This window comes from Paradesertivirga mongoliensis (assembly GCF_024436395.1).
Classification (GTDB): domain Bacteria; phylum Bacteroidota; class Bacteroidia; order Sphingobacteriales; family Sphingobacteriaceae; genus Paradesertivirga; species Paradesertivirga mongoliensis.
In genome coordinates this window covers 188,980-202,097 of the sequence record NZ_JAFMZO010000001.1, presented here as the reverse complement: position 1 = coordinate 202,097, position 13,118 = coordinate 188,980, and the positions used below count along the sequence as shown (strand labels likewise).

General features: G+C 42.0%; 7 protein-coding genes. All 7 read left to right on the top strand.

Annotated features, from left to right (window positions below; all coding sequences use genetic code 11):
* The first annotated feature begins 1 nt into the window (after position 1).
* Complete coding sequence (locus J3P43_RS00595) at positions 2–1,366, top strand: ATP-binding protein (protein WP_255897816.1); 1,365 nt, start codon at positions 2–4, stop codon at positions 1,364–1,366.
* A 288-nt stretch (positions 1,367–1,654) separates the two neighbouring features.
* A complete protein-coding gene (locus J3P43_RS00590; RefSeq protein WP_255897815.1) occupies positions 1,655–1,993 on the top strand; it encodes a hypothetical protein in 339 nt (112 codons plus the stop codon).
* A 667-nt stretch (positions 1,994–2,660) separates the two neighbouring features.
* Entirely contained in the window at positions 2,661–4,889 is a 2,229-nt protein-coding gene (locus J3P43_RS00585; protein WP_255897814.1) for a fasciclin domain-containing protein, read from the top strand.
* A 16-nt stretch (positions 4,890–4,905) separates the two neighbouring features.
* Positions 4,906–8,175, top strand: coding sequence for a SusC/RagA family TonB-linked outer membrane protein (locus tag J3P43_RS00580; RefSeq protein ID WP_255897813.1), 3,270 nt, complete (start codon positions 4,906–4,908; stop codon positions 8,173–8,175).
* A gap of 19 nt (positions 8,176–8,194) precedes the next feature.
* Entirely contained in the window at positions 8,195–9,679 is a 1,485-nt protein-coding gene (locus tag J3P43_RS00575; RefSeq protein WP_255897812.1) for a RagB/SusD family nutrient uptake outer membrane protein, read from the top strand.
* Positions 9,680–9,696: 17 nt separating this feature from the next.
* Positions 9,697–11,508: a fasciclin domain-containing protein gene (locus J3P43_RS00570; protein WP_255897811.1), complete on the top strand. Its 1,812-nt coding sequence runs from the start codon at positions 9,697–9,699 to the stop codon at positions 11,506–11,508.
* A 71-nt stretch (positions 11,509–11,579) separates the two neighbouring features.
* Positions 11,580–13,097, top strand: a complete 1,518-nt coding sequence (locus tag J3P43_RS00565) for a fasciclin domain-containing protein (protein WP_255897810.1) — start codon at positions 11,580–11,582, stop codon at positions 13,095–13,097.
* The last annotated feature ends 21 nt before the right edge of the window (positions 13,098–13,118 follow it).

Below are 13,118 nucleotides of genomic sequence, written 5' to 3'. Positions count from 1 at the left end.
CATGAACATAAAACAGCGGTTCTCCCTTATTTTTAGTCTGCTGTTTTCTGTGCTGCTGGGATCTGTTTTATGCGCAGTGTTTGTACTGTTTTCAAATTTCAGAAGAAATGAATTTCAAAACCGGTTGATCAAGCGGGCGGAGACTACTGTAAAGTTGCTCGTAGACGTTAAAGGTATTGATATTAAGGCTTTGGAATTATTCGACAGGAACCGAACTACCCGGTTGAATAATGAAAAAACTACGGTATACGACAGTAAGCTCCGTCGTCTTTATACCAGCAACGATAATTATACTTTCAACTGGACAGCAAAAGACTTTGAACAGCTAAGGAAGCATAAAGTTGTTATCAAAAGAAAAGAAGACTACGATGTAATTGGAATGCTATACGTAGACGGCGGAGAATATTATTATGTGCTTACCTCGGCCCTGGACGTATATAATAATCCTTACATGAATTACCTTAAATACCTTCTGGCAGGCGCTTTTGTCTTCGGGGCGACGGTGGTATGGTCGGTGTCTTATCATTTGAGTAAGAGAAGCTTGAAGCCGCTCGATGAAGTTCGGAGTCAAATCCAGGAGATCACTGATAAGAATCTTAATACGCGCCTTTCATTTTCAAAAGGGAATGATGAAGTGGATGCATTATCACGTTCTTTTAATCAGATGATGGATAGGATCGACAACGCCTATCACCGCCAAAAGGAGTTCACTGGAAACGCTTCACACGAGTTAAGGACACCAATAGCCAGGGCAACCGCCCAGTTGGAAAATATTCTCCGCCAACCAGGTTTAGATCGCGATCTTAGAAACGGGCTTAAAAACGTTTCAGGAGATATGTACCAGTTATCCGATATTGTAACCTCACTATTGGTTTTATCGCAGATCAATAATGCTGATAAAGTGCTTGAAAGCATCCGGCTAGACGAGGTTATCTTTGACCAGGCATCGCAGCTGTCTGCCACAGATGCGGGATTTAGATTCCAATTTGAAATTGAAGGCGATATGGAAAGAGACGAGAACCTGGTTATCGAGGGAGATCCTATTCTTTTGAAGCTGGCTTTCCGTAATCTTTTCAAAAATGCCTATATGTATTCGGATAATAAGCTTGTAAGCTGCATTTTAAGGTTAGGCACGGAAGATATTGAAGTTGTGATTAGCAATACCGGAAAGACTCCTGAAATCGCAGACACATCTGCCTTGTTCAATACCTTTGTTCGGGGAAGCAACGTAACCGATAAGACCGGAAGTGGAGTGGGGTTAAGCATCGTTAAGCGCATTCTGCAATATCACAACGGTACTATCCAATATCTGGTTCCTGAAAAGAATTTAAATCAACTGAAGGTCTGTTTTATAAAAAGGCCTTAACCTTCTGCCAACCTCCTAATCTTCAAATCTCCCTTTTTAACAATTCTCATTTTTATTGATTTAATAGACCTTTACGTACTCCCTTTGTTGGTTTAAAGTCCTCAGTTACCCGACCCGCGGGTTGCTTAATGATAAAAATTACGGTCTTGCTTTACTTCTGATTTTATTTTAAGCTGTTTTTAATGTTGCACCAGCATCTTTGATACAAGAGACACCAATTAGGGAGACGATACTTCCAAACGACCAATTAACCTTCATTCACAAAGAAGGGTTTCAACGTATTCGAGTATGAGGATTAAGACTAAAGTAACTACACCAGACAATTTTGCTAAAACATTTTCTTATGAGGTTTTAATGAAGCGGGCATTTAATGCGTCCGATAATCAACGACTTCATATTCACCGATCGAATATGGAAAATTTGCTTGCTGCAGAAATGCGACGGGTAGAACAGCTAGAGCGGGTGCGTGAATATATTGATTCGGCTTTAGACAGATTGATACGAAGAAATGCGAGTGGATATGATCTGGCAAAATTGGAAGCCTTAAAGGAGAAAGTTCAAAATGCGTCGTTTTCTCATGAGTTAATGCACATTATCAACGAAGCGTTATACATAACCGATAATTAGCAGCTAATAGTTGTACTTCCAACGTTGCTTGTGAAGTCAGCCACTATTTAAAAAATTAATGTAGCAGAGGGCTGAGAGGGGGGACTGCGTTGTTCGTTACGTTTACAATAGTCATTATTCCGGTGCTGTTCATGGATAATACACTAAGTGTATTTTTATGGTCGTTTTTTGTCGAAATTTTTCGGTGGTATACGTCGTCAATGTTGTGGGAGATTCGTATAGCCGACAATTTTGAAGGGTGGTATTTGTAGACGAGTGTTATGCGGTGAATTTTTCGATTTAATGCCAGGTGTTTTTAAATAATACTAAAAATTTGACTGTTTTGTTATTGTTTTGGCGTTTTTTGGACTGTATCGATAGATTATTTTTAAGATTATTTTTTTTTCAACAGGTACAAAAAATAGAGCAGGACAGTTCAGGATGCGATAGGCTCCTTATCAGGACACTACAGGTTGCTGTCGTTTTTTTATGCTGGTAACTTGCAGGAATATAACCACGGTGTTCTTACACTAAGTATCAATTTCAAACCAGAATTAACCATTAATATTAAACTATGGCAGAACCTTTACTTACTTCTTTTTCTCTCTTTATTTTCTCGCTCACAACCGACAAAGGATTTTAATCCAAGAGAGCTTTCAATACTTTTTTACACTCAACAAAAATTTATATGAAGAGAATTATAAATGGCCTATTCTTTTTTGTGTCCTTTATCCTATTTTTTTCTGCCTGTCAGAAAAAAGACTGGGATGAATATTATGGAAGACCGGCAGATTTGGCGCCTCCTATTTATCAGCAGTTACAAGCGAGGGGAAATTTCACGAATCTCCTGGCGGTGATTGATAAATCTGGCTACAAAGAGATTTTAGGTAAAGCGGGGTCATGGACTATGTTTGCTCCTAATGATCAGGCGTTTGAAAAGTACTTTCAGGAAAAGGGCATCTCCAGCGTAGCAGATATTAATGTCGAGACAGCCCAGAAAATTGCTTTGTACGGATTGATATATAATCCGTATCGTAAAGATCAGTTAAGTTTTTATCAGACGCCTGTAGGCCCCGATACCAATGGCGCATTTAGAAGAACAACGGCATACTACGATTTTGTATACTCTGAGAATGGCAGAAAGGTGGTCAACAGTAGTCGTAATGGCATAAACTATGTGGCTGGCGAGAACAATAACAAACACATCCCTTATTTTATTGATGAGCAACTGACAGCCAATAATATTGACCACAGCGACTATTCTAAATTCTATCCTGGTAAAACGTTCAAGGGGTTCCATGTAGCACAAGCCGAAGTAGTTGCAGCAGATATTCCGGCCGAGAACGGAATTATACATGAAATCGATGAAGTGATAGAGGCTCTACCCAATATTGATCAATATATTGCCTCCAACCCGGACTATAGTAAATTCAAGGCCTTATTAGACAAGTATGTAGTATATGTACCTAACGCCGACTATACTAAACGTTATCACGCCGTTACAGGAAACTCCGATTCGGTATTTATAAAAGCTTACCAGTCGCTGGCTTTCGCTCCGAACAACGAAGGCTATTTAGGAGGACAAACCGATGGTCAGAATATGTCGTGGTCTATAGCGGTTCCCAGGAATGCAGAATTAGACACATATGTGGCAGAGCTTTTAAAATATTATGGAGGTTCTTTTGATAACGCACCTGCATCCATTCTTCTGGATTTTATTAATTCGCATATGTGGGTTGTGCCCCTGTGGCCGTCCGGCTTACAAGATATTGAGAACTCGCAATTAGAAGTCGCCACGTTTACTCAGTCGAACATCATAGAGAATAAGGTACTTAGTAACGGGAACTTTTTTGGTGTGAATAAGCCGCAAGAGGCCGATGTATTTCGTACTGTTTACGGCCATGCATATCTGAACCCAGACTATGCGTTTATGACCCGCGCTATAGATGGATCTGCAGATGTTAAGGATTATGTTACTGCCCCTAATGCCCAAACATCTATGTTTCTTATGTCTGATGCCGACTTAATGGCTGCTGGCTTCGACTACGATCCGAATACCAGCCAATGGGGTTATGCCAAGCCCGGCTCTGGCCTTAATCCTTCGTTCGGAGGACAAGCCGGAGCTTTGATTAGCAGACTGATTCGTACATCAGTACTTACAGAAAAGGCGGAAAATTTTGCGGGTGAGGGTATCATTGAAGCATTTAATGGCGAATATATCAGATACAATAACGGGAAACTTTATGCTAGTGGCAATATTGCCGAGGGCACTGAAGTCGCGATTAAGGAAGTCAGATCGGCAGTGAATGGCAACGCCTACGTGACCGACGGAATGCTGAAATTTGCGGAAGACAATATCAACCCCGGATACACACTAAAGACTTTGGCGAATTCTACTGATCCGGCGATCAGTTCCAGCTACTCGCACTTTTATAAGTATTTAGAAAAATCGGCTCTTTGGATTGATGCCGCTAAAACAATAATAGATGGCGTTGAACTAGGTGGGTTCTATACATTATTTGTTCCAACCAATGCGGCAATTGAAGAGGCGGTTAAGGCCGGAAGATTGCCAGGAGATCCAATCACGGGAGCACCTAACTTTAATGCTTCGACTCAAACCGCTGCACAGAAAGACGCCGTAGAGCGGATGATCAAATATTCCATTATGAATATGCCGATAAATTCTTCAGTTGCAGTCGACGGTAAGAAAGAGGGAGCATTTACAACCATATTAAAAAATGCTATAAATGAGTCGCGCATTCTTACAGTAAGATACGCCCCGAACAAGGCACCGGGTACAATGGAACTGGTAGATGACACGCCAACTCCCAATGTAGCGACGGTTAATTTGCCTGTAAGTAATAATATAAGTAACAGAGCACTTATACACTCTATTAACAAAGTCTTGAAATTTTAATGATAAACTGTAAAATATGAACAAGATATTCTATAAAGCTCTCTGTTTATTGGTAATTAGTGCTACCATAGCTTGTTATAGTACCGTTGTAGCGCAAAACGCACAGCGACTTACAGTGCGGGGCAAGGTAATTGATTCGAAGGATAAGGAGCCGGTTATAGGTGCATCCGTAGTAGAGCTGGATAAGGACAAGCGTATAATAAGAGGGGTGACCACTGATATCGACGGAAACTTCGCTCTACTCGTTTCTAGTTCTGAGAGCGTTCTCCAGGTATCCTTTATCGGTTACAAAACTCAATCACTACCCATTAATGGCAGGGCTGTAATTAACGTTTCGCTTGTGTCCACCATAAATCAGCTGGAAGACGTAGTAATCACTGGCCAGCGTACCATTAATAATGGTTCTGGATTAAATATTGATGCCAGAAATTCTACTGTCGCAACTTCTACAGTTAGTACCAAGGATTTAGAGGAGTTGTCGGCAGCATCTATAGACCAGGCGTTACAGGGACGTATGCCCGGAGTAGATTTCGGGGCGTCCTCGGGTGATCCGGGGGCGGGAATGTCGATACGTATCCGTGGTACTGCCTCTATAAACGGATCGGCTGATCCACTTATCGTGATGGATGGTATGCCTTATGAAACGCAAATTCCCGACGACTTTAATTTCGGTACAGCCGATGAGCAGGGTTACGCTCAGTTACTGAACATTGCACCCTCAGATATTAAAGATATTACTGTTCTGAAGGATGCTGCATCCACAGCAATCTGGGGCGCCAGAGCGGCGAACGGAGTGTTGGTTATTAATACTAAACGCGGTATAGTGAGTAAACCCAGTCTTAATTATAATTTCCGCGGGACCATGTCGAATCAGCCGGAACCGATTCCTTTGCTTTCCGGGGATCAGTATTCGAACCTGATTCCAGAAGCTGTAAACAACATGGGGCGTTTGCCAATTAACATCGGGGCATATCCCGAGTTTTTATACGATCCTCTAATCCCAGATCAGTTTTACAATTATAGTAACAATACCGATTGGGTTGATGCTATTACCCGGACAGGACATACTCAGGATCATAACGTTTCGATGCAGGGTGGCGGTGAAAAGGCACGCTATTACGCGTCTATTGGCTATCTGAACTCTACAGGTACTACCATTGGTACCGATCTGAGCCGGATTACAACCAAAATCAATCTGGATTATAATGTATCTAACCGCATCCGTTTTCGTTCCGATTTCACTTATACGCATGTTAATAACACCTTAAATTATACCGGTGCTATTCGGAACGTAGCTTACAATAAGATGCCTAACATGGCTATTCGCGAGTATGACGAATTTGGTAACCAAACGCCAAACTATTTATCTCCGGTAAGCAACATTCAGGGTCAATATCCAAGTACCTTTAATCCATTGGCAATGGCTCAGGAAGCCAGTAGTCGTTTGTTCGGGGAACGGATCACTCCGAAATTTCAACTACAGTATGATATTTTGCCAGATAATTTGCTTATCTCAACTTTCGACCTTCAGTTCGATATTAATAATTCAAAAACGAAACGCTTCCTACCTCAAGTAGCCACAGGACGTCCGTCAACAGAGACTTCTGTTAATCGGGCGGACGATAATGATGGTGATGCTTTCGCGGTTAACACTAAGCTTAACCTTATCTTCACTCCGAAGCTGGGAGAGAAGCATAGTCTGCAAACTTTGCTTTCGTTGCAAACAGAGGATAATCAGTCCAATAGTCAAAGCATTACGGTTTCTAACACAGCTTCATCTTACCTGCAGGATCCCTCGAATCCTGCCCGGGTAAATGCCTCAGGGCTTAGGTTGGAATCAGGCTTTGGGCAGCAACGCACTCTAGGGGTAGTTTTGTCTAACCAGTATTCTCTCCTCGACAGGTATATTATCAACGTTGGTGCTCGTTTGGATGGAAATTCCAGGTTTGGTGCAAATAACCGTTATGGTATATTTCCTTCGGTATCTACCCGTTGGAGAATCTCAGGAGAGCCTTTTATGGATGGGGTTGAATGGATAGACGATTTGAGTATACGAGCCAGTTACGGCGCGTCGGGCCAGCAACCGCGATATAACTATAGCTTTTATAATACATATGTACCTTCTAATGCCACTTACCTGGGCAAATCTGGTGTTCTTCCTGGTAGTATTGGATTGGACAATCTGGTTTGGCAAACAAACGTTGGAAGAAACCTTGGATTTAATTTCTGGACGTTTAAGAACCGTTTGAAACTGGATGTCGAAGTATATAACAACCGCATTAAGGACCTATTCTTCGATAACCTTACTATTCCGAGTTACACGGGTTATAACCGCATCTCAGCTAACGTAGGTGTGATGGTGAATAAAGGTTTTGAAGTAGGATTAAATACAGTACCATATCGTTCAAAAAATTGGCTGGTAGGATTTGACTTTAATATTGCCCAGAATCTTAACATCATAGAGACGGTCTCGGAATATTATCCGCGCACCGACGGAAGGCTTATCAACAACGGAGTATACCGGTCGTATTTGCAGGAAGGCAATCCTTTCGGTTCGTTCTATGGCTTCCGGTACAAAGGTGTATATACGGACGCGGATGAAACCCGCGCACGGGACGCCGAAGGTAATGTAATCGAAGGCCCCAACGGACAGGAAGTATACATGAGGTATAATTATCCTAATGTCGATTATGTTTTTCAACCCGGGGATGCCATGTATGAGGACATCAACAAAGACGGAAATATTAACGAAGATGATTTGGTTTACCTGGGGAATGGCAACCCCAAAGTAACAGGCGGTTTCGGGCCCTCTGTCACGTTTAAAGGTAATATTAAATTACAGGCCTTTTTCAGCTTTAAGTCTGGCTTCGAGTTAATAAACAGGACTTTGATGACCACCACTAACATGTATGCCTACGAAAATCAAAGCACCGTTGTATTAAGGAGATGGAGAAATCCAGGGGATATTACAGATGTTCCCCGCGCTTTATACAGAAGTGGCTATAACTGGCTGGGCTCTGACCGATATGTCTCGGATGCTTCATTTGTAAGACTTAAGTCGGTCACAGCCAGGTACGACTTTAATAAAGCCATTCTTAGCAAGCTTAAAGTGAGCAGAGCGGGTATTTACATTACAGCAGAGAACCTGGTTACCTGGACGAAATATAAAGGAGTGGATCCTGATGTGAGTTCGAGAGGACTTAATAATCCATTTAGCTACGTACAGGATGATTCAATGACTCCTCCTTCGAGAAATTTTGTAATGGGGTTATCCGTAGGTTTTTAACAGTTAAGCGATAATTAAGATGATGAAAAATATAAAATTTAAGGCAGCCCTGATTCTTTTTGTAATTCTCGGGTCTACCACCTCTTGTAATAAATGGTTGGAACTTAAGCCTCAGGATGGTTTGGTGAGGGAAGATTTCTGGCAAACAAAAGAGCAGCTTGAATCCACTGTTATCGGAGTCTACTCGTCTTTGCTCGACAATGAGCTCGTAACCAATATGTTTTTGTGGGGTGAGTTGCGTGCAGACATGATTATGCCAACTCCGGCCACACGGATTGAGGAGGTAAATATTACCAATGGGGAAATTCTTCCTACGAATCCGCTGGCACGATGGGGCTCGATTTACCGGACCATTAATTATTGTAACACGATAATTCAGTTTGGGCCAACGGTGATGGAAAGTGATAAAACCTTAACTCAAGGGCAGCTTAACGCCTATCTGGCAGAAGCGAGAGCATTACGGGCATTTATGTATTTCTACTTGTTGAGGGTATGGGGTGAAGTTCCTCTACAGTTGAAGGCCAGTTCGAGCGATTCGCAGGTAGAACAATTACCAAAAAGTTCCAAAGAAGAGGTTTATAATCAGATTGTTAACGATTTAACTTTTGCTGAAACGAATGCCTTAGTTACCTATGGTAATGTGGCCTCAAATAAGGGGCGTGTTACCAAGTATACAGTCAATGCTATGCAGGCGGATGTTTATTTATGGGGAGAGGAGTACGATAAGTGTATTGCTGCTTGCGATAAGATCATTACCTCAAATAACTTCGGTTTAGTTACTCAGGGAACATGGTTTAATACTGTGTTCCGTCAGGGAAATTCGAACGAAAGCATATTCGAGTTCCAGTTTCATCGCCAGGCTACAAACCCATGGTTCAATTTCTTCACAGGTAGTGCCCGACGGTATACGGCCAATCCCTTAACGATGCTTAACCTTTATGGCCTGGATGCTCTTGATCCGGTAAATACAAAGGATGCAAGGGCTGACGGTTATTCGTTTAAATCTTCCGACGGCACTGTCTGGAAGCATGTAGGGGCGAATGAAACCGAATCTTTAAAACAGGAAGATTCTTTCAGACATTGGTTTGTATACCGCTATGCCGATATTTTACTATTAAAAGCAGAAGCCCTGGCCTGGACTAACCGTGGCCAGGATGCATTGGATTTAATCGAGATTATAAGAACCAGAGCCGGCGCTCTGCCCGAGAGTGCAATGTCTGCCGACCCCGGACAACCATTGGAGGTTACCGAATATATTTTACAAGAGCGTGCCAGAGAATTCGCATTTGAAGGAAAACGTTGGTTTGATCTCCTTAGAAATGCAAAACGGAATAACTACGAGAATATCGGAATTATTACTGATGTAATTAATGAGATCGCACCGGCGAATAGGAAGATTCTTATGATAGGTAAATATAGCGACCCGAGGTTCCATTATATGCCTATTCATGTGGATGAACTTCAGGCAGATAAACTGTTAGACCAGAATCCTTTTTATAAATAAACTTAACATTATAAATCATGAAAAAAATTAAGTTGTACACATGGAAGAACGCATTGGGAGTGCTTCTTTTACTACTTACCATGGTGGGCTGTAAAAAGGAGCCTATAGTATCGATGGTAAGTGATCAGGTGAATATTACAGGGTATCTTGATAAAAACCCAGATCAGTTCTCAGAGTTCCGAAAAATCCTCGAAATAACCGACACAGACGGTTTTTTACAGGCCTACGGAAATTATACACTGTTTCTTCCTACAAATGACGGTATTAAAAAATACCTCGCGGATATGGGTAAAACCTCAGTAGAACAGATCAGTGTAGACGAACTGAGAGACATGGTTAGATTTCACCTTTTAGAAGATACGATCTCTACCGTTCATTTTGGTGATAGTAAGTTGAACTCACTCACAATGCTGGGTCAGTACCTAATTACGGGTGTAAATACCAGCGGAGGTCAAACAAGTATTTCTATCAATCGGCAGGCTAATTTAGAAGCTTCAAATATCAGGTTAGGGAACGGATATGTGCATGTAATTGATAATGTTTTGCGTCAGGCAAAACTTACGGTTGCCCAGATGTTAGAGGCAAAGCCGGGCTACACGATCTTTACTCAGGCGCTTAAGGAAACGGGTTTATATGACACACTGAATATTTTGCCTGCAAGTAATTCCAACACTGATCAGAAATTCTTAACGCTCCTAGCAGAAAGTGATCAAACACTTAGCGCCGAAGGATTGGGAACCTACGAACTTTTGAAAGCGAAATACAATAAAGGTGTGACCGATTTAAAAGATCCAGCTAATGGCCTCCATGCTTATGTTGCCTACCATATTCTTTATGGTGCCAAGTACTTCGCGGATATAGCAACCACACAGGCTCAGCAGACTTTAGCTTCACCTGAGATTATTCAAACTGACTTCGTTAACGATCAGATATTAATCAATGATATGGTGTTTAATGGCACATATGAGCCCGGTGTTTTACTTACACGTACCAATAGCGATAATTCCGCAGTCAATGGGGTGTTGCATAATGTATCGGGTTATACACCTGTTAGTGGGACAGCGACCACAGGCCATTTTGCTATTAAAAAGCGCGAGCCTTTTCCTGTATACTGGGATGTAGCTGATTTTCCTGAAACCCGGGCAAATGTTGCTAAGTTCCGTACTCCTGGTGCTGGAAGCTTCGATTTCCGAAAGACATCCAAAACTGCACCGTCACCCTTAAAAGACTGGGATTGGGCCACTCAGATATATGGCCCTAACTATGTGAATGCGACAGGTGCCTGGGTATACGGAGACTATCTAAATCTCCCTTTAGGCGTCAAATCCCGTAATGATTGGATGCGTACTAAAACTCCACTGATTGTTCGCGGCACGTACAATGTATGGGTATGCTACCGCAGGCAAAACCAGTCAGGAAGATGGCCGAACCGTATAGGCACTAAAGCCAGGATTTTGATTGATGATGTAGCGTTACCAAAGCCTTTTTTCTTCGCAGAGCCACCTCCTCCAGGAAATACGGTTGAATTGGCTGCATTGGGCTGGAAATATTACACCAGCAATGGTAATGCAGCTGCCCCGTTTGAAAAGCAACGTATTCGTACAGATGGTCAGACAGACAATAGCCCTTGGGTTGCGAAGAATATTGGTGTCATTGAAATTAAGACGACGGATACTCATACCATGTTATTAGAGGCTCTTCAGGATAGTCAGAGCCAAAATAACCTCGACATGATCCATTTTATTCCGGTAACATGGGATTCTCAAATTTTGCCAAGGTTTAAGCCGGATGGCACTCCAGACTTCACTGATTATCCTGGAGATCATTAACTAAAGTACCCACATGCTTTAATTCCCTGCAACTTGTTTGCAGGGAATTTATAGGACAACAAGAAAGATATATGAATATACCAAGACTTAATTTACTCCTGTGGCTAGTATGCATAGGTATAGTTTTTTCTGCCTGCGATAAAAAGTGGGATGAACACAATGCAGTAGCTGATCCGCTTGCAGGGGAAACGCTTTTGGAAGAGGTTATTAAGAATCCTGACCTGAGTAAGTTTAGCGAATACCTGAGTAAAACCGGCTACGACAAGTTGTTGGCCTCTTCAAAGACCTTTACTGTTTGGGCTCCAACGAATGCTGCTTTGCAGTCGGTTGATCCCGCCCTTATTGATACTGATGAAGAGTTAAAGATGTTTGTGGGTATGCATATCGCCCACCAATCCTTTTTAACTACTGCTATCCAGAAACCCTATGTTGCCGTAAAAACACTCAGTTTAAAGAATGTGACTTTAACCAAGACAACGGTTGATGATATTAATCTGATTTCTAAGGATCGGTATGTTGGGAATGGGGTGTTGAATGTGATTGGTACAGCCCTTTTGCCCAAAGTAAATGCCTGGGAGTACCTGATGTCGACCAATACCTTGCAAAAGCAAGTTTTGGATTTATATACCTATACCTACCGTGACTTAAACAGAGCAGTGCAGACCGGGGTTGACCCGGCAACCGGTGAGCCTGTTTATGAACCTGGAACCGGGTTTGTTACCTCCAATTCGTACCGTGACGCTTTGTTTGCTGATGCCAATGGAGTACGCACGCGCCGTCATGATATTAATGATGAGGATTCTTTGTTCACATATATCGTGTTGACGGATGCAGCATTCATGGTGGAAAAAAATAAACTGGAAAAATATTACGCTGCAGGTGACAGTACAGACAGTATTACCAATCTTAATGTGGTAAAAGACTTGGTGTTTCATGGATTGCTTAACAAAGACAATTTCCCTCAATCGGTATACTCTGCTGGAGACAGTGTAAGATTCCATTTGAAGGCAGATGCCGTTGTTGAGACTCATCGGGTAAGTAATGGAATAGTGTATGTGATGAACAGCATTGACTATGACCTTGGCGTAAATGGTGTTTACGATCGTTATACAAAAATTAAACCTGTTGTAATACAAGGTGAGAATTTAGCAGGTGATATGAATAATCTAAACGCGGCCAATAGGGCCAGCAGGACGCGGATTCGGAGAAATCCCAATAACCAGCAGATTTATACCGATTTTATTTCAGAGAACCACGGAAAGGCGAATTATTGGATAAGATACAACGCTCCCGGCACGGTGCATCCGATTAAGTATAAGTTGTATTGGGTAGCGGTAAACGACTTTCAGGAGGCAACCTTCCCGATGTCTGTCACTTTTAAGAATATTACCCAGCCAAGAGCATTTACTAAGACGGTAGAGCTAGATGATTATTCCGAAGTATATCTTGGGGAATACACTTTTGACAAACTGTATTCCAGCAGTACCCAAAGCCTTCAGTTACCTGTGTTCCTGATGGGGCCAAACATCACTACCAACGGTCTAAACACTTTGGTGTTAGATTATATCAAGATGGTTCCAGTTCAATAAAAGATTAAACGATTAATATAC